This window comes from Micromonospora sp. NPDC003816, from assembly GCF_042874705.1.
In the GTDB taxonomy this organism is placed as follows: Bacteria; Actinomycetota; Actinomycetes; order Mycobacteriales; family Micromonosporaceae; genus Micromonospora.
The window spans coordinates 1-19,123 of the sequence record NZ_JBIANP010000004.1; the positions used below are offsets into that span (position 1 = coordinate 1).

General features: G+C 73.3%; 19 protein-coding genes and 2 pseudogenes. 14 read left to right on the forward strand and 7 right to left on the reverse strand.

Annotated features, from left to right (window positions below; translation table 11 throughout):
• A pseudogene (locus ACFYTT_RS15630) lies at positions 1-193 on the forward strand (AAA family ATPase); the annotation flags it as partial.
• Positions 194-611: 418 nt separating this feature from the next.
• On the forward strand, positions 612-1,268 hold the full coding sequence (locus tag ACFYTT_RS15635) for a C39 family peptidase (RefSeq protein WP_131053722.1): 657 nt from the start codon (positions 612-614) through the stop codon (positions 1,266-1,268).
• 103 nt (positions 1,269-1,371) lie between these two features.
• On the opposite strand, the gene ACFYTT_RS15640 is transcribed toward ACFYTT_RS15635, so the two are convergent.
• Positions 1,372-2,274 carry an A/G-specific adenine glycosylase gene (locus ACFYTT_RS15640; protein WP_176096042.1) on the reverse strand — a complete coding sequence of 301 codons (903 nt, stop codon included), beginning with the start codon at positions 2,272-2,274 and terminating at the stop codon, positions 1,372-1,374.
• A 97-nt stretch (positions 2,275-2,371) separates the two neighbouring features.
• On the opposite strand from ACFYTT_RS15640, the gene ACFYTT_RS15645 reads away from it, so the two are divergent.
• The 3 genes from ACFYTT_RS15645 to ACFYTT_RS15655 all read left to right on the forward strand — a co-directional run bounded on the left by ACFYTT_RS15645 (position 2,372) and on the right by ACFYTT_RS15655 (position 4,347).
• A complete protein-coding gene (locus tag ACFYTT_RS15645) occupies positions 2,372-2,884 on the forward strand; it encodes a glycine cleavage system protein R (protein WP_387259814.1) in 513 nt (170 codons plus the stop codon).
• Positions 2,885-2,907: 23 nt separating this feature from the next.
• Complete coding sequence (locus ACFYTT_RS15650; RefSeq protein ID WP_387260436.1) at positions 2,908-3,468, forward strand: peptide deformylase; 561 nt, start codon at positions 2,908-2,910, stop codon at positions 3,466-3,468.
• A 147-nt stretch (positions 3,469-3,615) separates the two neighbouring features.
• Positions 3,616-4,347, forward strand: a complete 732-nt coding sequence (locus ACFYTT_RS15655) for a hypothetical protein (protein ID WP_387260438.1) — start codon at positions 3,616-3,618, stop codon at positions 4,345-4,347.
• 39 nt (positions 4,348-4,386) lie between these two features.
• Here the strand turns inward: ACFYTT_RS15655 and disA are convergent, their stop codons facing one another.
• The 4 genes from disA to ACFYTT_RS15675 all read right to left on the reverse strand — a co-directional run bounded on the left by disA (position 4,387) and on the right by ACFYTT_RS15675 (position 8,935).
• Positions 4,387-5,565 carry a DNA integrity scanning diadenylate cyclase DisA gene (gene disA / locus ACFYTT_RS15660; RefSeq protein WP_131056261.1) on the reverse strand — a complete coding sequence of 393 codons (1,179 nt, stop codon included), beginning with the start codon at positions 5,563-5,565 and terminating at the stop codon, positions 4,387-4,389.
• Between the two features lie 101 nt (positions 5,566-5,666).
• Positions 5,667-7,118, reverse strand: a complete 1,452-nt coding sequence (radA, locus tag ACFYTT_RS15665) for a DNA repair protein RadA (protein WP_176095409.1) — start codon at positions 7,116-7,118, stop codon at positions 5,667-5,669.
• 91 nt (positions 7,119-7,209) lie between these two features.
• The gene (locus ACFYTT_RS15670) at positions 7,210-7,953 is read right to left on the reverse strand and encodes a hypothetical protein (RefSeq protein ID WP_176095408.1); all 744 of its coding nucleotides are present in this window, start codon (positions 7,951-7,953) and stop codon (positions 7,210-7,212) included.
• Positions 7,954-8,095: 142 nt separating this feature from the next.
• Complete coding sequence (locus ACFYTT_RS15675; RefSeq protein ID WP_387259818.1) at positions 8,096-8,935, reverse strand: UbiA family prenyltransferase; 840 nt, start codon at positions 8,933-8,935, stop codon at positions 8,096-8,098.
• A gap of 45 nt (positions 8,936-8,980) precedes the next feature.
• Here ACFYTT_RS15675 and ACFYTT_RS15680 point away from each other — a divergent pair, with 45 nt between their 5' ends.
• The 5 genes from ACFYTT_RS15680 to ACFYTT_RS15700 all read left to right on the forward strand — a co-directional run bounded on the left by ACFYTT_RS15680 (position 8,981) and on the right by ACFYTT_RS15700 (position 13,513).
• On the forward strand, positions 8,981-9,718 hold the full coding sequence (locus ACFYTT_RS15680; RefSeq protein WP_387259821.1) for a class I SAM-dependent methyltransferase: 738 nt from the start codon (positions 8,981-8,983) through the stop codon (positions 9,716-9,718).
• A gap of 201 nt (positions 9,719-9,919) precedes the next feature.
• Positions 9,920-11,083 carry an acyl-CoA dehydrogenase family protein gene (locus ACFYTT_RS15685; RefSeq protein WP_176095405.1) on the forward strand — a complete coding sequence of 388 codons (1,164 nt, stop codon included), beginning with the start codon at positions 9,920-9,922 and terminating at the stop codon, positions 11,081-11,083.
• Between the two features lie 34 nt (positions 11,084-11,117).
• Positions 11,118-12,167 (forward strand): type III polyketide synthase, encoded by a 1,050-nt coding sequence (locus ACFYTT_RS15690; protein ID WP_387259824.1) that lies wholly within the window; start codon positions 11,118-11,120, stop codon positions 12,165-12,167.
• A 26-nt stretch (positions 12,168-12,193) separates the two neighbouring features.
• On the forward strand, positions 12,194-12,796 hold the full coding sequence (locus tag ACFYTT_RS15695; RefSeq protein WP_176095403.1) for a hypothetical protein: 603 nt from the start codon (positions 12,194-12,196) through the stop codon (positions 12,794-12,796).
• 27 nt (positions 12,797-12,823) lie between these two features.
• On the forward strand, positions 12,824-13,513 hold the full coding sequence (locus ACFYTT_RS15700) for a hypothetical protein (protein WP_387259827.1): 690 nt from the start codon (positions 12,824-12,826) through the stop codon (positions 13,511-13,513).
• A gap of 92 nt (positions 13,514-13,605) precedes the next feature.
• On the opposite strand, the gene ACFYTT_RS15705 is transcribed toward ACFYTT_RS15700, so the two are convergent.
• Positions 13,606-14,286, reverse strand: coding sequence for a hypothetical protein (locus tag ACFYTT_RS15705; protein ID WP_387259830.1), 681 nt, complete (start codon positions 14,284-14,286; stop codon positions 13,606-13,608).
• A 397-nt stretch (positions 14,287-14,683) separates the two neighbouring features.
• On the opposite strand from ACFYTT_RS15705, the gene ACFYTT_RS15710 reads away from it, so the two are divergent.
• From ACFYTT_RS15710 to ACFYTT_RS15725, 4 genes and pseudogenes are all read left to right on the forward strand, one after another.
• Positions 14,684-15,169, forward strand: coding sequence for a CarD family transcriptional regulator (locus ACFYTT_RS15710; protein WP_007073334.1), 486 nt, complete (start codon positions 14,684-14,686; stop codon positions 15,167-15,169).
• A 56-nt stretch (positions 15,170-15,225) separates the two neighbouring features.
• A complete protein-coding gene (gene ispD, locus ACFYTT_RS15715) occupies positions 15,226-15,921 on the forward strand; it encodes a 2-C-methyl-D-erythritol 4-phosphate cytidylyltransferase (RefSeq protein ID WP_131057667.1) in 696 nt (231 codons plus the stop codon).
• 16 nt (positions 15,922-15,937) lie between these two features.
• Positions 15,938-16,417 carry a 2-C-methyl-D-erythritol 2,4-cyclodiphosphate synthase gene (ispF, locus tag ACFYTT_RS15720; protein WP_131057666.1) on the forward strand — a complete coding sequence of 160 codons (480 nt, stop codon included), beginning with the start codon at positions 15,938-15,940 and terminating at the stop codon, positions 16,415-16,417.
• A gap of 9 nt (positions 16,418-16,426) precedes the next feature.
• Positions 16,427-17,104 (forward strand): annotated as a pseudogene (locus tag ACFYTT_RS15725) (tetratricopeptide repeat protein); the annotation flags it as partial.
• A gap of 810 nt (positions 17,105-17,914) precedes the next feature.
• On the opposite strand, the gene ACFYTT_RS15730 reads toward ACFYTT_RS15725, so the two are convergent.
• Positions 17,915-19,081 carry a homogentisate 1,2-dioxygenase gene (locus ACFYTT_RS15730; RefSeq protein ID WP_131054733.1) on the reverse strand — a complete coding sequence of 389 codons (1,167 nt, stop codon included), beginning with the start codon at positions 19,079-19,081 and terminating at the stop codon, positions 17,915-17,917.
• Positions 19,082-19,123: the final 42 nt, after the last annotated feature.

A 19,123-nucleotide genomic window follows, 5' to 3' on the forward strand; every position in this document is an offset into this window, starting at 1 on the left:
CAACCTGTCCGAGCGGATCCTGTTCAACGAGCTGACCCCCGGTCAGATCGTGGTGGTCGACTGCGAGGGCGACCCGAACGACATCGACAAGTCCAAGCTCGTCTTCAAGGGCTCCGACCGGCCGGTCACCGTGCCGGACGCGGTCCCGGCCGACCTCGGCGGCAGCACCGCCGCGGCAGGCGCAGACGAGTAGGTAGTCGGCTGGTTCGACCAGCGGCGGCCCGGTGGCACCTGCCACCGGGCCGCCGTCGTGTGTCGCCGCTTCGGTGCGGATCCTCGAACCGGACAGTCGGATGCTTCAGCGCACCTGGTTACATTCCGCTCAACGAGGGCGCCGGAAGGACCCTGTCACCCGGCCGCCGGGCATGGGTCGGCACCCCGAGCGGTTGCACCGGGGGTGGCCGTGGTGGCTCTGGTGGCCAGGTAGTCGCGGCGCACCGCAGAGCGGGATCGGCGTACGCCCGGTAAGCCCGGAATGTGTGGCCTATCCGAGCCGTTGCACCCATGGCGGGGCACCCCACCGTTCGTGGTGTCACCTGCTTCTTCCCTCCGACGCGGCATCCACCCTCTCCGCAGTCCCGGGTGTCGTGTCGATCCCCCGAGCTGGAGGAATGACCATGACGACATTGATGCGTAAGGCCGCGCTGACCGCCGCCGGTGCCGTCTGTGCCGGTGGGATGATCAGCGGTCCGATGGCCGCGGTGGGGGCGACGAACAGCACCGACGCCCTGGCCACCGTGACGGAGCGCGGCCACGGCAAGGGCGAGCGGCAGCTGAAGGTCCGCTACCAGGCCCAGCCGAACTTCTACTACTGCGGTCCGGCCGCGGTGCGGAACGCCCTCAGCGTGATGGACAAGGACGTCTCGCAGGACGACCTGGCCCGCGAGATGGGCACCACCGAGCGGGGCACCGACTCGGCGTTCGTGATCACCAAGGCGTTGAACAACAAGGCCGGTAAGGACGTCTACCGCACCGTGGAGATCCCCGGCCAGGTCGCCGACGAGGCCGAGACCGAGCGGTTGCGCGAGGACATCGTCCGTACCGTCGACGACGACCGGAGCGTGGTGGCCAACGTCTTCGGCACCGCAGTCGACCTCGGCGGAGGCAGCCACTCGTTCGAGTCCGGCCACTACATCTCGGTGACCGGTTATCGGGACGGCGGCAGCCAGGTGAAGATCGCCGACTCGGCGGATCCCGCCAAGGCCGAGTACTGGATGGACACCGAGGTGCTGGCGGACTGGATCGCCAGCCGCGGCTACTCCGCCTGACCGAGCGACACCGACCGGGCCGGCATACCGGGACGGATCAGTGCCACACCAGGCAGAACTCTGCGGGCCGGCTCCTTACCCGGGAGCCGGCCCGCTACTGCGATCAGGTCGGGACCGGGGCCGGTGGACCGTCGCCGACCAGGCGGAACGCGCTTTCGCCGACCGGCTCGACCAGACCGTCGGTCACCAGACCGGCCAGTGCCCGCGCCCGCTGCACGTCGTCCGACCAGACCTGGTCCAGGCGTTGGTGCGGCACCGGGCCGGTCGCCTCGCGCAGCACCCCGAGCAGGAGGCCGCGTACCTGGCGGTCGGTGCCGGCGTACCGCTGCGGACGGCGCGTCGGGCCGTCCGGGGCGACCTGGCCGGACGCCCGCCACGCACAGGTCGCCTCGACCGGGCAGACACCGCAGCGAGGCGAGCGGGCGGTGCAGACCACCGCGCCCAGCTCCATGAAGGCGGCGCTGGCCAGGGCGGCGGCCGCCGGTTCGATCGGCAGCAGTTCCTCGGTGGCGACCAGGTCCGCCGGTCGGGTCGCCGGGCCGGCGTCCGGCTCCCCGGCGATCGCGCGGCAGACCACCCGCCGCACGTTGGTGTCGACCACCGGATGCCGCTGCCCGTACGCGAAGGCCGCCACCGCCCGCGCCGTGTACGTGCCGACCCCGGGCAGGGCGAGCAACTGCTCCAGTTGATCAGGGACCTGGCCGCCGTGCCGCTCCACGACGGCGACCGCGCACTCCCGCAGCCGGACCGCCCGGCGGGGGTAGCCGAGCCGCCCCCACATCCGGATCGCCTCGGCCGGGGTGTCCTGCGCCAGTGCCGCCGGAGTGGGCCAGCGTGCCAGCCACGCCTCCCATGCGGGCAGTACCCGGACCACCGGGGTCTGCTGGAGCATGACCTCGCTGACCAGGATGGCCCACGGGCTGACGTCGGGATGGCGCCACGGCAGGTCCCGCGCGTTGCGCTCGTACCACCGGCTCACCTGGCCGGCGAAGGTGGTTTCTGTCATCGCGTCGCCGATCATGCCACGGGTGCCGGATTCCGCCGACTGGACGGTCCGGGCGGGCCGCCACCGTCGGCGGACGTGGATCGGGGAGAATGCCCGGATGAACGAGCTCGCGATCACCGTCATCGGCCGGGACCGACCCGGCATCGTGGCCGACGTCGCCGAGGTGCTGGCCCGACTCGGGGCGAACCTCACCGACAGCACCATGACCCGGCTGCGCGGACACTTCGCGATGACCCTCATCTGTGTGGGCCCGGCCGCCGCCGAGGTGGAGGCCGCGTTGGTCACGCTGACCGCCGACGGTCAACTGCTGGCCACCGTACGCGAGGTGACGCCCGACGGGGAGACGGCTCCGGCCGGCGAGCCGTACGTGGTGGCGGTGCACGGGGCGGACCGGATGGGCATCGTGGCCGCGATGACCCGGGTGCTGACCGAGGCCGGCGGTAACGTCACCGACCTGAGTACCCGGTTGGTGGGGTCGCTCTACGTGGTGGTGGCGGAGGTCGAGGTGCCCCCGGGCGCGGCCGAGCCGCTCGCCGCCCGGCTGGCCGAGGCCGCCACTGATCTCGGTGTCGACGTCACTCTCCGTCCCGCCGAACCGGATCTGCTGTGAGCGGCGACGCGGGTACGCCGGACCTGACCGCCGAGGCGTACGCCGGGCTGGGGGAGTGGACGCCCGAGTCCCTGGGCACCGGCGCGGTGCTGCCGGTGGTCTCCGCCCCGCACACGGTGCTCAGCCGGGCCGGCGCGGAGGTCGACCCCACCGCCGAGGAGACCGTCCGGCTGGCGGCCGACCTGATCGCCACCATGAGGGTCTCGCCCGGCTGCGTCGGCCTGGCCGCACCGCAGGTGGGGGTGGGGGCACACGTGTTCGCGGTCAACGTGACGGGCCATTCCAAGGCGGTCACGGTGCACGGCACGTTCGCGCTCTGCAACGCCCGGGTGGTCGAGGCGACCCGGTGGAAGGCGGGCCGGGAGGGGTGCATGTCGGTGCCGGACCTGACCGGTGACGTCAAGCGTGCCAGCCGGCTCGTGGTCGAGGGGACGCTGCCGGGCAGCGGCGAGCTGGTTCGCCTGGTCACCGACGGTTTCGAGGCGCGGGCCCTGCAACACGAGATCGACCACTGCGCCGGGATGTTGTTCCTGGACCGGGTGGCCGGCGCGCACGCGATCTACCAACGCAAGGTGTATCTCTGACCGAGGGCGGGTCGATACGGTGAGTGACGAATCGGCGCTGCCGACGCCCCGCACCGTCGTGAATGGAGGGTGGGTTCCGATGGGTCCGGTCGACCCCGGCGCGTCGCTACCGTCCGTCGCGTGCGACGCCGCTACGGTGGTGGCATCATGCGTCTGACGGTCGGCCCCCTGTCTCCCGCGGTGTACTGGCGGCGTCGTGCCGTCGTGCTCGGCGCGGTCCTGCTCCTGCTGGTTGTCGTGCTCTACTCCTGCAACGGGCAGAGCAGCGAGCCCGGTGCGACCGGCGACGGTCAGCCCGATCCCGGGGTGTCGACCGGTGCGCCGGAGCCGACCGGGTCGGTGTTGACCCCGGAGACCGGCTCGCCTCCGTCAGGCGACGCCGGGACCGGCCCGACGACGCCCTCCGGCGATCCGGCGACCAGTCCGTCGACCGAGCCGTCGCTCAGTAACGACCCGCCGGTCAACAACACCTCGACCGATGACGGCACCTGCACCGACAGTGAGATCGTGGTGACCGCCCAGGCCCTGCCCGGCGAGGTGGTGCGCGGTGCCGCCGTCGATCTGCATCTGAAGATCCGCAACCGGTCGGAGCGGACGTGCAGTCGGGACGTCGGCGCGGACGCGCAGGAGATCTTCATCAAGTCCGGCGCCGAGGTGGTCTGGTCCTCGGACACCTGCGGTGCCGCCTCCGGGTCGGACACGCAGTCCTTCACGCCGGGCTTCGAGCGCTCCTACCAGGTCGGCTGGAACGGCAAGGACAGCAGCCGGTGCGCCGAGGGAGTGGCGAACGGCCCGGTCGTGCAGGCCGGGACGTACGAGGTCTTCGCGCGGGTGGGGACCCGGCTGAGTCAGCCGGCCAAGATCCGTCTGACGGGCTGACCGGGCGGGACCGGGCCGGGCCGGTGATCGCGGCCCGGGTCAGACGTAGCGTTCCAGGATGGACGCCTCGGCGAGCCGGGAGAGCCCCTCGCGTACGCCCCGGGCCCGCGCGTCGCCGACGCCCTCGACGGCCTGGAGGTCCTCGACCGTCGCGCCGAGCAGCCGCTGGAGGCTGCCGAAGTGCAGCACCAGCCGGTCCACCACCGCCACCGGCAGCCGGGGCACCTTGGCCAGCAGCCGGAAGCCGCGTGGGCTGACCGCTGCCTCCAGCGCGTCGGACGCGGCCGGGTAACCGATCGCCTTGGCGACGGAGACCAGGTCGATCAGCTCGGTGGCGCTGAGCAGGTCCAGCTCGACCAGGGCCTCGTCGAGGGTGCGGGGCTTACGGCCGGTGGGCAGGTAGTCCCGGATGACCAGGGTGCGGTCGGCGTCCACGCCGGCCATCAGCTCGTCGAGTTGCAGGGCGAGCAGTCGGCCGTCGGTGCCCAGCTCGACCACGTAGCCGGCGATCTCGTCGGCGATCCGGCGGACCATCTCCAGCCGCTGCACCACGGCGACCGCGTCCCGGACGGTGACCAGGTCCTCGATCTCCAGCGCGGAGAGGGTGCCGGAGACCTCGTCCAGCCGGAGCTTGTAGCGCTCCAGGGTGGCCAGCGCCTGGTTGGCCCGGGACAGGATGGCCGCCGAGTCGTCCAGCACGTGCCGCTGGCCGTTGACGTAGAGGCTGATGATCCGCATCGACTGGCTGACCGAGATCACCGGGTAGCCCGTCTGCCGGGCGACCCGCTCGGCGGTGCGGTGCCGGGTGCCCGACTCCTCGGTCGGGATCGTCGGGTCGGGCATCAGGTGCACCGCGGCCCGGACGATGCGGGTGCCGTCGCTGGAGAGCACCACCGCGCCGTCCATCTTGCACAGCTCACGGACCCGGGTCGCGGAGAACTCGACGTCCAGCGGGAAACCGCCGGTGCACAGACCCTCGACCACCTTGTCGTACCCGAGGACGATCAGTGCGCCGGTGCGACCGCGCAGGATGCGCTCCAGGCCGTCGCGAAGCGCGGTGCCCGGTGCCATCAGCGCCAGATTCGCGCGCAGCGGGTCGCCGACGCTGCCGCCCCCGGTCACGCTGACGCTGATCGGACGAGCGGGCGAGCCCACGGCACCGGTGCGGGCGTGGGGTGTCGCGCCGGCAGGCTTGGTGGCTTCGCGGTCGATCGGCACGGGCACAGTCTACGGACTGCCCTGCGGTGGGTGCTCCCGTGGTTACTGGGATGTGTCACGATTCGGCCCGTGCCGTCCGTCCCGTCCGTCGGAGACGCGGCTCACTCCGCCGAGGCCCGGGCTGCGGCCTGCAACGCCGCCCGGACGTCGCCCACCTCCACCACCCGCATCTGCTCCGGGCCGGCGCCGGTGCTCGCCGGGCCGCAACCAGGCGGCACCAGGGCCAGCCGGAACCCGAGCCGGGCCGCCTCGGACAGCCGGCGCGGCACCGCTCCCACCCGGCGTACCTCGCCGGTCAGGCCGACCTCGCCGATCGCCACCAGGTGCGGCGCGATCGCCAGGTTCAGGCCGCCGGAGGCGACCGCGAGCGCGACCGCCAGGTCCGCCGCCGGCTCCACTACCCGGATGCCGCCGACGGTGGCCGCGAAGACCTCCCGGTCGTGCAGGGTGAGCCGCTCGGTGCGGCGCTGGAGCACCGCCAGCACCATCGCCAGCCGGGCCGAGTCCAGCCCGGAGACGGTACGCCGGGGCGAACCGGCCACGGCGGCACCGATCAACGCCTGCACCTCGGTCACCAGTGCCCGGCGTCCCTCCATCGCCACCGTCACGCAGGTGCCCGGCACCGGCTCGCTGTAGCGGGTGAGGAACAGCCCGGACGGGTCGGCGAGGCTGCTGATGCCACCCTCGTGCATCTCGAAGCAGCCCACCTCGTCGGCGGCGCCGAACCGGTTCTTGACGCCGCGCACCATCCGTAGCGAGGAGTGCTTGTCGCCCTCGAAGTGCAGCACCACGTCGACCAGGTGCTCCAGCACCCGGGGACCCGCCACCTGACCGTCCTTGGTCACGTGCCCCACCAGCACGGTCGCGATGCCGCGCTCCTTGGCGACCGCCACCAGCGCGGCGGTGACCGCCCGCACCTGGGTCACCCCGCCGGGCACGCCCTCGGTGCCGGTGGTGGAGATGGTCTGGACCGAGTCGAGCACCAGCAGGCCCGGCTTGACCGCGTCGAGGTGGCCGAGCACCGCCGCGAGGTCGCTCTCGGCGGCGAGGTAGAGCTGGTCGTGCAGGGTGCCCATGCGTTCGGCCCGCAGGCGTACCTGGCTGACCGACTCCTCGCCGCTGACCACCAGCGAGGGGCTGCCCGCGCCGACGGCCCACTGCTGGGCCACGTCGAGCAGCAGGGTGGACTTGCCGACCCCGGGCTCACCGGCGAGCAGCACCACCGCCCCGGGCACCAGCCCGCCGCCGAGCACCCGGTCCAGCTCACTGACGCCGGTGGGGCGGGCGCGGGCCGGCGCGGCGCTGATGGTGGCGATGGGGCGGGCCGGCTCGGCGGGCATCCGGGAGCTGACCACACGGCCGGAGACGGTCGGGCCGGTGACGGTGCACTCGACCACCGAGCCCCATTCGCCGCACTCGGGGCAGCGGCCCACCCACTTGGGTGGCTGGTGCCCGCAGGCGTCGCACTCGTACGCGGGGCGGGGCTCGCGAGCGGCGGCCCTGCCGCGCCCGCCACCCGCTCCCCGGGCCGGGGTCGATCGGGAGATGCTCACCCGAGCGACGCTAACCCCCCGGTACGACGACGGCACCGTCGGCATGGGTTCACCACGCCGACGGTGCCGTCGGACATTCCGGCAGGACGGGTCAGTGCCCGCCTTCGCCCTCGAACTCGGTGTGCCGCTCGATGATCGGCGACGGCGGCGGAGCCGGGCTGAGCGGCACGGCCACCGGGGCCGGGCTGGTGATCGTGTTGCCGTCGCCGAAGTCGAAGCTGATCGTGACGTTCTGACCGGCGAGCAGTGCCGAGTTGAGCCCGAGGAGCTGGAGCACCTGCTCGCCCTCGGTGTTGAGCTGCACGTAGCTCAGCGGCGGGATCTCGATCCGGGCCGGGCCGCCGGCCGACGACTCGGTCTCGTCGGGGGAGGGCGTCTCGTCGGGGGAGGGCGTCTCGTCCGGCGACGGGGAACTGCCCGGGGAGGGGGTGCCCTCCGGGGACGGGTCCGGCGACGGGGAGCCGGTCGGCGAGGGCGAGGCGCTGGGCGAGGGGCTGGTCGCGGCCTGGACCGTGGTGAGCACGACCTCGCGGGCGTCCGACGAGGTGACGGTCACGGTGACCGGGTCGGGCGAGTCGTTGTAGAAGAGCGCGTTCAGGATCGCGTCGTCGCCGGCCTGGTAGCCCTCGACGCCGGGGTAGGAGATCAGCACGCTGCGGACGCCGTACCGGCCGTCCTCGGCCTGGAGGTCGACGCCCTGGATCGACGGGACCTTGTTCGCCGTCTCGGAGATCTGACCGGTGCCGCATCCCGACAGCAGCAGCATCCCGGCTGCCGCCGCGATCCCGGGCAGCAGTACGGCAGCCCGCCGGGAACCCCTGATCGAGCGCGTCACGTCGGTCCTCCTCGTCACGATCACACCCGGCGCCGTCGCCGGAACCGCTGGCCATGCCCCCGCACAGACCGCTTCCCAGCGTAGTTGGAGCTGATCGTGGCCCGCACGGCGACCCGGTGCTGCCACCTGCCGGGGGACGTGGTCAGACCAGTCGACCGCTCGTGACCAGCAGGACGACATCGATCAGGGCGACCAGCATGACCGCCCGGAAGGCCGCCGCCGAGCGGGCGCCGGGTCGGTCGGCGGTGCGTCCGGCGGACCAGGCGAGAACCAGGATGACCACGGCGGCGACGACCGCCGCGAGGCCCAGGCCGGACGGCGGACCGGGCGGACCCAGCACCAGCGTGACGGTCGCCGCGACGAGCAGCCCGACGGCGGCCGCCCGGCTGCCCGCCGGACCCACCCGGTGCGGCAGACCGCGCACCCCGGTCCGGGCATCGTCGGCGAAATCGGGCAGCACGTTGGCGAAGTGCGCACCGGCGCCGAGCAGGGCCGCTGCGGTGACCAGCCACCCCGGCGGCGTCGGCGCGCCGGGCAGCGCCAGCACCACGAAGGCGGGCAGCGCGCCGAAGGAGATCGCGTACGGCAGCACCGAGACCGGGGTCCACTTGAGCGGCCAGTCGTACAGCAGGGCCGAGACCAGCGCGACGACGGCGCAGAGGGCTGCGGCCGGGTTCGTGGTCAGGGCCAGCGCCACGGTGGTGGCGGCGGCCAGCACGGCGGCCACCGCGACGACCCGCCGGCTGACCGCACCGGCGGCCACCGGCTTGTCGGTACGCCCCACCGCGGCGTCCCGGTCGGCGTCGAGCGCGTCGTTCGTCCACCCCACCGCGAACTGGCTCGCCGCCACGGTCAGCGCCACCACGGCGATCCCGCCGGGCGGATGCCCGACGCCGGCCGCGAGCAGACCGGCCACTGTGGTGACGGCCGCCGTCGGTTCCGGATGGCTCGCTCTGACCAGCCCTAACACCGTGGACGACATAACGGAAGTCTGGTCGTTACCGGCTAGTCGTGCCACGCTCGGTGAATGCGTGACGCCGGCCTGAGCCTGCCCCGCAACGACCCGCGTCAGTACGACGACCTGGCCGGCGAATGGTGGCGACCGGACGGCGCGTTCGCCATGCTGCACTGGCTGGCCGAGGCGCGGGCGGCGATGGTCCCACCGGCGACGCGGCCCGACGCGCTCCTGGTCGACCTCGGGTGCGGCGCCGGTCTGCTCGCCCCGCACCTGGTCGGCAAGGGCTACCGGCACGTGGGGGTGGACCTGACCCGCTCCGCGCTGAACCAGGCCGCCGCGCACGGCGTGACGGTGGTCAACGGCGACGCCACCCGGGTGCCCCTCGTCGACGGCTGCGCCGACGTGGTGGCCGCCGGTGAGCTGCTGGAACACGTACCCGACTGGCGGGCCGTGGTGGCGCAGGCGTGTCGCCTGCTGCGTCCCGGCGGGCTGCTGGTGCTGGACACGCTCAACGACACCGCGCTGTGTCGGCTGGTCGCGGTCCGCATCGCCGAACGGCTGCCGACCGTGCCGCGCGGCATCCACGACCCACGGTTGTTCGTGGACCATCGTGAGCTGGTGGCCGAGTGCGCCCGGCACGGTGTGGACCTGCGGGTCCGGGGTGTGCGTCCGGCGGTGCCGGGCCTGCTGCGCTGGCTGCTCCGGCAGGTACGCGGCGCGGCGACCCCACCCGGCCAGACGCCGCGGATCGTGCCGACCGGTTCGCCGGCCGTGCTCTACCAGGGACGCGGGGTGTACGGCGGGTAGCCGGTCCGGGCGGGGGTAAGGGAAGCCGAGAAGGGGGTTCCATGAGTGAGCGTCAGCGAGCGAGTCGTCGGCTCGGTGCGTGGGTGTCTCATGGCGGCGCGGAGCGTAGCGGAGTGCCGGCATGAGTGAGCGTCAGCGAGCGAGTCGTCGGCTCGGTGCGTGGGTGTCTCATGGCGGCACGCAGCGCAGCGGAGTGCCGGCATGAGTGAAGCGTGGGACGCCGCGCGGAGGCTGTCGCCCCGGCTGGCCGCCCGGGCGGCGGAGCACGACCGGGACGGTTCGTTCCCGGTCGACGACTTCGCCGATCTCGGTGCGGCCGGGCTGTTCGGGCTGATGGTCCCCGCCGAGCTGGGCGGCATCGGGGCGACGTTCGCCGGGTACGCGGCCGTCGCCACCGAACTGGCGCGGGGCAACGGCGCCACGGCGCTGGTGTTCAACATGCACGCCTCGGTCACCGGCGCCCTGGGCGCGGTCACCGAGGAACTGGCCGAGGCGTTGGGCGTACCGGAGGAGGCGCTCGCCGCCCGCGACCGGTTGCTGCGGGCGGCGGCCGAGGGCGCGTGGTACGCGGTCGCGATGAGCGAGCGCGGCGCCGGTGCCCGGTTGTCCCAGCTCACCACGGTCTACGAGCCGGTCGACGGCGGCTGGCGGATCAAGGGCAGCAAGACCTTCTGCTCGGGTGCCGGTCACGCCGACGGTTACCTGGTGGCGGCCCGGAGCGCGGCCGACCCGTCGGTGGTCTCGCAGTTCCTGGTCCCGGCCGGTGACGGTCTGACCGTCGAGCCGACCTGGGACGCGCTCGGCATGCGCGCGACCGCCTCGCACGACCTGCACCTGGACGTCACCGTGCCCGCCGACCGGCTGCTCGGCGGGGTGGAGGGCCTGGCCCTGGTGGTCGCCCAGCTGATGCCGCACTGGCTGGTGGCCAGCTACGCCGCCGTCTACGTCGGGGTGGCGCAGGCGTCGATCGACGCGGCGGCGGAACACCTGCACGCCCGGGGTCTGACGCATCTGCCGGCGGTCCGTGCCCGGTTGGGGCGGGCCGACGCGGCGGTGGCGGCGGCGCAGCTCGCGGTCACCGAGGCGGCCCGTCGGGTGGACGAGGCGCCGGGTGACGCCGAGACGAACCGCTGGGTGTGGCGGGCCAAGCTGCTGGCCGGTACGACTGCGGCGGAGGTTGCCGCGTCCATGCTGGAGGCGGCCGGCACCTCCGCCACCCGGCGTGGTCACCCGTTGGAGCGCCTCTACCGGGACGCCCGTTGCGGATCACTGCACCCGGCCACCTCCGATGTCTGCGCCGACTGGTTGGGGATCGCCGCGCTCGGCGGTGACCCGGACCGTGACGGGTCGGCTCCTCGTTGGTGAGCGTGAGGAGCCCGAGCGAGCGGAAGGTGGGACGGTGACCGTACCGGTGATCGCGGGCGTGGGTACGGCTCATCCGCCCTCGGCCGACCAGCAGGAACTATGGGACAAGTTCTTCTCCCGGCACTACTCCGGCACCACCCGGGCGCTCGCCGAGCGGATCTTCGCGAACTCCGGGGTGACCCGCCGGCAGGCGGCGGTGAGTCCGCTGATCGAGGACGTCTCGGACTGGCCGACCGAGCGGCGGATGCGCCGCTACCAGGTGGAGGCGCTGCCGCTGGGCAAGGAGGCGGTCGGCCGTGCGCTGACCTCGGCCGGCCTGGACGCCGGGGACGTCGGTCTTTTCGTGGTCTGCTCCTGCACCGGGTACGCCACCCCGGGGCTGGACATCCTGCTCGCCCGTGACCTGGGTATGTCCCCGACGACGCAGCGGATGTTCGTCGGTCACATGGGGTGCTACGCGGCCCTGCCCGGGTTGGGTGCGGCGAGTGACTTCGTGGTCTCCCGGGGCCGCCCGGCGCTGCTGCTCTGCGCCGAGTTGACCAGCCTGCACCTGCAACCCTCGTCGGCCCGGGTGGACACCCAGCAGATCGTCTCCCACGCGCTCTTCTCGGACGCCGCCGTCGCCGCCGTGCTCCTGCCCGGTGGCCGGGGGTACGCGGTACGCGAGGTCACCTCGGTCACCGACACCTCCACCGCCGACCACATGACGTGGGACGTGACCGACACCGGCTTCCGGATGGGGCTCTCGCCGAAGGTGCCGCAGGTGCTGTCGACCCACGTACGCGGGTTGGTGGAGGACCTGCTGGCCCGGCACGGCGCCACGGTGTCCGGGGTGGACGGCTGGGCGGTGCACCCGGGCGGCCCGCGCATCCTCAACGTGGTGGAGCGCGAACTGGAGCTGCCGCCGACCGGGTTGGCGGCGTCCCGGGCGACGCTGGACGAGCACGGCAACTGCTCGTCCCCGACGGTGCTGCTGATCCTCGACCGTCTGATGCGGGCCGCGCCCTCGCCCCGCCGGGTGGTGATGCTCGCCTTCGGACCCGGTCTGACTCTCTACGCGGTGCTGCTGGAACGGCACATCTGACCGGGCGGGCGGCTACCCTGGAACTCATGCACGTCGATCCGGTGCATCGGCTGCGCGGCGCTCTGCTCGCCGGGATCGGTGCGGTCGCGCTGGTGCTCGGGGGCTGGTGGTGGCAGACGCAGGCACCGACCCCGAGCACCACGGTGTCGATCGGTTCCGGTGCCGCGGTCAGGCACGCGACGACGTGGCGGACGGCGCCCGGAGCGAGGATGAGCGTACTCGACTCGCGCACCGGCTCCGTCGTCTCGGTCTCTCCCGACCGGGCGTACGCGCCGCCCGACGGCCCGGCGGACGCCTCGTCCGACGCCGGCCATCGGAGCGTACGACGGGCGGAGGTCCAGAACGTGGTGTGGACCGAGTCGACGAAGCTCAGCGAGGGTGCGTCGGTGGTCCGACAGGCCCCGATCGGGTACGGCGAGTCGTTCCGGCTCCGCTTCCGGTGCGTCGGGCCGGGAGACCTGTTGGTGACGGTCGACGGAGCACGGGCGGCGGACCCGATCACGATCGGCTGCGACAGTGCGGTGGCCACGACGGAGGTGACCGGCACCGGCGGCCCGGTACGCATCTCGTTCTCCACCGCCGGTGCGGAGCCGTTGCACCTGGAGGCCCGCCTGATCGCCCCGTCCTGAGCCGTTCGGGCCTCTACTCTTCTCGGCATGCATGACGATCCCCGCCATCGGCTCCGAGGTGTCCTGCTGGCCGGTGTGGGGGTGGTGGCGCTGGCTGCCGGTGGCGTGTGGTGGCAGGCGACCGCACCGACCGGGTCGGGTGTCGGGGCCGGGCCCAGCAGCGTTTCCCAGGCGACCGGCTGGCGGGTGGATCCGCTCACCGGGGCCCGGCAGTATCGCGGTACCGACTCGCCCCAACCAGAGGTGACGGCGACGTTCCGGGTGGATCCAGCTACCGGCGCGTCGTTCTGGGTGGATCCGGCCACCGGTTCCTCGCTCGTGCTCGAAATGGATGGCGACAAGGTGCGCGTGCTGGCCGGGGCGGGTTCGGGTGACGTCAGCGCTCCCGAGACCGGAGAGTCGGGCCGGCGCCGGGGAGGCGGCGGCAACGTGGTGTGGTTCGACCGATCGGTGTTGCGCCCGGACGAGCCCGTGGTCCGCACGGCTCGGGTCGCCGAAGGTGACCAGTTGGTGTTGCGCGTCAGTTGCACCGGCTCGGGCGACGTCAACGTCGCCGTCGACGGTGCCCGGGGTGCGTTCTACCCACACCGGGTCGAGTGCACGGGGACGGTGTCGACGATCGGGATCACCGCTGCCGGTGGCCCGCTGCGGGTCACGTTCCATCCCGGCGAGGCGGCGCAGGCCCAACTGGTGGCCCGCCTGGTCTCCCGGTCCTGACATCGGTCGTGCAGGCCAGGCTGGGTATCGCGGCGGTGGCCGGGTCGGGTCCGGCCACCGACTCACCGGCCGGCTCTGCGAGGCGCGGTCGGTCAGCCCGCCAGGCGGGCCAGTTCGGCCTGGTAGTCGGTGAGGGAGCCGAGCTCGGGCACGACCAGGACGACCCGGCCGGTGCGGTCGGCGAGCAGGGCGGTCACGGTGTCCGGCCGGGCCGGCAGGTGCAGGAAGTCGCGGAGGCCGCCGGCCGGGTCGGCCAGCGCGCGGACGGCGGTGCCGGGCGGCGCGGCCCGGGGGCGGGTGGTGGCGACGGTGACCACGCTCACTCCGGGCGGTGCCGCCGCCGCTGCCTCGGCGACCCGCTCCGGGCAGGCGCAGCCGTCGACCAGCAGCACCACGGTCGGCACTAGGCCGCGTAGCGGCACCGGGGCCTGCCCGCCGTCGACCAGGTCCAGTGCGGGCAGTGACCGGCCGGTGAGCCGGACCGGTGCCGGGTCGGGGGTGCTGCTGGTGGTCGGTCCGGGCGAGCGGCCGGTGCGGGGCCAGGTGGCGGTGGCCAGACCGGCGACGGTCGCCACGACGGCGAGCAGCAGCGCGAGCACGGGCAACGCGGACGGACGCCACCGGCGGGCGTACCCGGCGGCTCGGCCGCGCAGCTCCCGGCGTAGCTCTTCGGCCTCGTCCGCGAGCGCGGCGGCATCGTCGGGTACGACCACCCGGCCCCACTCGGGCGGCAGGTCGGGCAACCCGGGACCGTCGGCGTCGGCCTTGTCCATCACCACCCCCTCGGACGGTTCCCGCGCCGCCTCCACCACCCTCTCGCCGGTCGCTCTCGACCGTCGCGGGTGCGCGTGCGCGGGCACCCTCCAGCGTCCCGTACCAGGCCCGGGTCCCGCTACCGCTGCCCACACTCCGCAACGGCGGGATATCATAGGGCGGGTGGCGTAGGCCCTGATGTGCGATGCCAGTCGTGATCTTCGATGTTCCTCACCGGACGACGTCCGGGGGTCATCTTCTGATTACGCAGAGTGGTCAAATCATTGTTTGGGCGGTCTGTCAAGCCGAAGAAATACCTCTCACAGGGCCCCTGAGCTGCGCCAACGGTCAGGACGGCGGTGAGACATCGGTGCCTGAGCGTGTTACCCTAGACACAGCGAAAGGGGTTTCGAACCTATGGTTTTCAGTGTCGGCGAGACCGTTGTTTACCCCCACCACGGGGCCGCACTCATCGAGGCAATCGAGACTCGGGTCATCAAGGGCGAGCCGAAGCAGTACCTCGTCCTGAGGGTCGCGCAGGGTGACCTGACGGTCCGGGTGCCCGCCGAGAACGCCGAGATCGTGGGTGTGCGCGAGGTGGTCGGCGAAGAGGGTCTCGGCAAGGTCTTCGACGTTCTCCGGGCTCCGCACACCGAGGAGCCGACCAACTGGTCGCGACGTTACAAGGCAAATCTGGAGAAGCTGGCCTCCGGTAACCCGCTGAAGGTGGCCGAGGTCGTGCGTGACCTGTGGCGCCGGGAGCGGGAGCGCGGGCTGTCCGCAGGTGAGAAGCGGATGCTCGCCAAGGCCCGCGACATTCTCGTCGGCGAGGTCGCGCTGGCCGAGAAGAGCACCAAGGACGAGGCGGAGACGCTGCTCGACAAGGTGCTGACCGAGGCCTAGTCCGCACAGCATCGTCGTACCCACTTCGTAGCGAAGAAACCATCGAGGACCGCGACGTGACCGCGCAGCTGAATCCGCGCGGTGACGTCGCGGTCCTCGTGCCTGCGGCCGGTGCCGGCGTACGCCTGGGGCCCGGCCGTCCGAAGGCACTCCGGCTGTTGGCCGGCGAGCCGCTGCTGGTGCACGCGGTCCGCCGGCTCGCCGCCGCCCCGTCGGTCCACACGATCGTGGTGGCCGCCCCGGTCGCCGACGTCGCGGCGGTACGCGAACTGCTCGCCCCGGTCGCGCCGGTGACGGTGGTGCCGGGCGGGGCGGAACGGCAGGCGTCGGTGGCCGCCGCCCTGGCCGCCGTGCCGGACGGCCCCGAGATCGTCCTGGTGCACGACGCGGCCCGTGCGTTGACCCCGCCGGCACTCGTGGAGTCGGTGGCCGCCGCGGTCCGGACCGGTCACGACGCGGTGATCCCCGTGCTGCCGGTGGTCGACACGATCAAGGAGGTCGACGCGGGCGAGGTGGTGCTCGGCACCGTCGACCGGGCCGCGTTGCGGGCCGTGCAGACCCCGCAGGGCTTCCGCCGGGCGGTGCTGACCGACGCGCACGCCGCCGCCGGTGACCCGCTCACCGACGATGCCGGGCTGGTCGAGAAGCGCGGGACACCGGTGTACTGCGTACCCGGGTCGGATCACGCCCTGAAGATCACCCGGCCCTTCGACCTGGCGCTGGCCGAGCACCTGCTCTCCGTCGGCGCCTAGCGCGTACCCTCGTTTCATGATCGTTCCTCGGGTGGCCATCGGCACCGACGTGCACGCCTTCGAGGCTGGTCGGCCGTGTTGGGTGGCCGGTCTGCACTGGCCCGACCAGGATGGCCTGGCGGGGCACTCGGACGCGGACGTCGCCGCCCACGCCGCCTGCAACGCGTTGCTCTCCGCCGCCGGTCTCGGTGATCTGGGCGCCAACTTCGGAGTGGACCAGCCCGAGTGGGCGGGTGCCAGCGGGGTGGCGCTGCTGACCGAGTCGGCCCGTCGGGTCCGGGCCGCCGGTTTCGCCATCGGCAACGTGTCGGTGCAGGTGGTGGGCGTACGCCCGAAGATCGGCCCGCGTCGCGCGGAGGCCGAGCGGGTGCTCTCCGAGGCGGTCGGCGCACCGGTCACCGTCTCCGCCGCCACCACCGACGGCCTGGGCTTCACCGGGCGCGGTGAGGGGCTCGCCGGCATCGCGGTGGCCCTGGTCCACGAGCAGGCGAGCTAGGCTCGCGCGATGTCCGCCGACGTCCCCACCGATCCGCCCGCCGCCGACGGCTACCTGGAGCGCGCCACCCTCCTCGGCGAATTGGGCCGTTACGACGAGGCCGCCGCCGAGCTGGGTTTCGCCCTCGCCCTCGACCCGGCCGCCGTCGAGGTGTCGACGATGCTGGCCCGGGTGCACCTGGCCGCAGGCCGCCCGGCCGAGGCGCTGACCGCCGCCGAGACCGCCGTGGCAGCCGCGCCGGGACAGCTCGCCCCACTCGTCGTGCGGGGCCTGGCCCTGGGCGACCTGGAACGGTACGCAGACGCCGCGCGTACCGCCGACGAGATCCTGGCGTTGGGGCCGGAGGACGCGTACGCGCAGCGCAGCGCGGCGGCGATCCTGGCCGGCTCCCGCAACGGACAGCCGGCGCTGAACGCGGCCTGGCACGGGGTGGAGCTGGCGCCCGAGGAGCCGCAGGCACATCTGGTGCTCGGCCTGGTGGCGGCCAACATGCAGATGTACGACCTGGCCGAGCGCGCGTACCGGGAGGCGCTGCGGCTGGACCCCCGGCTGGCCGAGGTGGGCGACGACGTCGGTGTGCTGCGGTTGGAGCAGCGCCGGTGGAGCGCGACGCTGGAACAGCTCGCGGAGGCGGCGGTGGCCAGCCTGCCGTCGAACGACCCGAACCGCCGCGACGGTACGCGAACCAACCCGAACCGGACCGACACCGTCCCGGACGACCTGAGCGGTCTCGACCAGTCCCGGAACGACCCGGAGACCCCGGACGGGCGGAAACCGGGCCAGAGTGGGCCTGGCGGGCCGACGGCGGGTCAGACCGGCCTGAGTTGGCCCACCGGCGGGCTGAGCTGGCCCACGGCGGGTCAGGGCGGGACAGGTCGGCCGGACCCCGTCACCGGCCAGCCGGACGGCCTGAGCGGGCCTGGCGGGGCCCAGGGCGGACCGGGTCAGGGTGGCGCGAATCAGGCCGGGGAGGGCGTCGGTCGGTCCGCCGACGGGCGGGACGAGCCGCCGACGTGGCCGTCCGAGAGCGGGTCGGCCGGCGGGTACCAGGGTGATCCCTTCGCCGCGCCGGGCGGCGCGGGTCCGGTGGGTCCGATCGCCGACCGCACCGTGCCGGCGGCGCTGCGGCAGCTCGTCGTCTGGGGCGCCGGATGGTCGGTGATCGCCGCCGTGCTGGTCGCCTGCTCGGCCGCCACCGGGTCCGGCTTCTCCCGCATGATGGCGCTGCTGGCCGCAGCCGGCGGCGGCTTCGTGGTGTGGCGGCAGGCGTCGCGGTTGCCCGGGCTGACCCGGACGGTCCTGCCGGTGCTGCGGCGCACCGACCGGACGCTCGCGTTCGCCGTCTACGGGGCCTGCGTGGCACCGGTGCTGATCCTGCTCTACGCCCTGCTGGGCACCCCGTGGCCGCTGGTGCTGGCGATCGGGGTGGCGATGGCCGCGCAACTCGCGATCATCACCCGACCGGTCGCCTGACCGGCCGGGTGGGTCGGGGCCGGGTCAGGGGCGGCGGGCCCAGGTCCAGGCGTACGCGTCGTCCTCGCACTCGCTCGCCGCGTCGCACAGGTCGAGTGGCCGGAACGTGTCGACCATGACCGCCAGCTCGTCGAAGAAGTCCACGCCGATCGAGCGCTCCGCGGCGCCGGGCTGCGGGCCGTGCGTGAAGCCGGACGGGTGCAGCGAGATGGACCCCTGCTCGATGCCGGAGCCGCGCCGGGCCTCGTAGTTGCCGCCGGTGTAGAAGAGCATCTCGTCGGAGTCGACGTTGTGGTGGTGGTACGGCACCGGGATGGCGCCCGGGTGGTAGTCGACCTTGCGCGGGACGAACGAGCAGATCACGAAGTTCGGCCCCTGGAACGTCTGGTGCACCGGTGGCGGCTGGTGGACCCGGCCGGTGATCGGCTCGAAGTCGTGGATGGAGAACGCCCACGGATACATGTGCCCGTCCCAGCCGACCACGTCGAACGGGTGGTTCGCGAAGACGTGTCGGGTCCACCCGCGACGGTGACGGACCAGCACGTCCACGTCGGTGCCGTCGACCAGCAGCGGCGTGTCCGGTCCCCGGACGTCGCGCTCGCAGTACGGCGAGTGCTCCAGGAACTGGCCGCGTACGGAGAGGTAGCGCTTGGGCGGGCCGATGTGGCCGGACGCCTCGACGGCGAGCAGCCGGGTCGGCGTGTCACCGGTCGGTACCAGCCGGTGCACCGTCGAGGTCGGGATGATCACGTAGTCGCCGGCGGTCACGTCCAGCACCCCGAAGGTCGACTCGACCCGTAGTGCCCCGGACTCGACGTAGAGGCAGTGGTCGCCGGTGGCGTCGCGGAACAGCGGGGAGGGCCGGTCGGCCAGCACGTACGCGATCCGGACGTCGTCGTTGGCGAGCAGGTAGCGCCGGCCGAGGACCGGGTCGGCGCCGGTGCCGTCGAGCTTGTGGGTCCGCAGGTGCCGGGGCTTGAGCGGCAGGTTGGGCGTACGGGTCACCGCCGGTGGGGTGAACTCCTCGGCGGCGACGATCGCGGTCGGCGCGTACCGGTGGTAGAGCAGGGACGAGTCGGAGGAGAAGCCCTCCTGGCCCATCAGCTCCTCGGTGTAGAGGCTGCCGTCGGGTTGCCGGAACTGGGTGTGACGTTTCCGTGGCACCTCACCGACGCTGCGGTAGTACGGCATCTCGCCTCCCGTCACCAGCGCGTCCGATAATCGGACGCTGTT

Excerpts from the sequence above, each read along its gene's own strand:
- ACFYTT_RS15705 (WP_387259830.1), bottom strand. The coding sequence starts at position 14,286 with ATGGACAAGGCCGACGCCGACGGTCCCGGGTTGCCCGACCTGCCGCCC.
- ACFYTT_RS15635 (WP_131053722.1), top strand. The coding sequence starts at position 612 with ATGACCATGACGACATTGATGCGTAAGGCCGCGCTGACCGCCGCCGGT.
- ACFYTT_RS15695 (WP_176095403.1), top strand. The coding sequence starts at position 12,194 with ATGCACGTCGATCCGGTGCATCGGCTGCGCGGCGCTCTGCTCGCCGGG.
- ACFYTT_RS15710 (WP_007073334.1), top strand. The coding sequence starts at position 14,684 with ATGGTTTTCAGTGTCGGCGAGACCGTTGTTTACCCCCACCACGGGGCC.
- ispF (WP_131057666.1), top strand. The coding sequence starts at position 15,938 with ATGATCGTTCCTCGGGTGGCCATCGGCACCGACGTGCACGCCTTCGAG.
- ACFYTT_RS15685 (WP_176095405.1), top strand. The coding sequence starts at position 9,920 with ATGAGTGAAGCGTGGGACGCCGCGCGGAGGCTGTCGCCCCGGCTGGCC.
- ACFYTT_RS15730 (WP_131054733.1), bottom strand. The coding sequence starts at position 19,081 with ATGCCGTACTACCGCAGCGTCGGTGAGGTGCCACGGAAACGTCACACC.
- ACFYTT_RS15675 (WP_387259818.1), bottom strand. The coding sequence starts at position 8,935 with ATGTCGTCCACGGTGTTAGGGCTGGTCAGAGCGAGCCATCCGGAACCG.
- ACFYTT_RS15680 (WP_387259821.1), top strand. The coding sequence starts at position 8,981 with ATGCGTGACGCCGGCCTGAGCCTGCCCCGCAACGACCCGCGTCAGTAC.
- ACFYTT_RS15655 (WP_387260438.1), top strand. The coding sequence starts at position 3,616 with ATGCGTCTGACGGTCGGCCCCCTGTCTCCCGCGGTGTACTGGCGGCGT.
- ACFYTT_RS15640 (WP_176096042.1), bottom strand. The coding sequence starts at position 2,274 with ATGACAGAAACCACCTTCGCCGGCCAGGTGAGCCGGTGGTACGAGCGC.
- ACFYTT_RS15700 (WP_387259827.1), top strand. The coding sequence starts at position 12,824 with ATGCATGACGATCCCCGCCATCGGCTCCGAGGTGTCCTGCTGGCCGGT.
- ACFYTT_RS15645 (WP_387259814.1), top strand. The coding sequence starts at position 2,372 with ATGAACGAGCTCGCGATCACCGTCATCGGCCGGGACCGACCCGGCATC.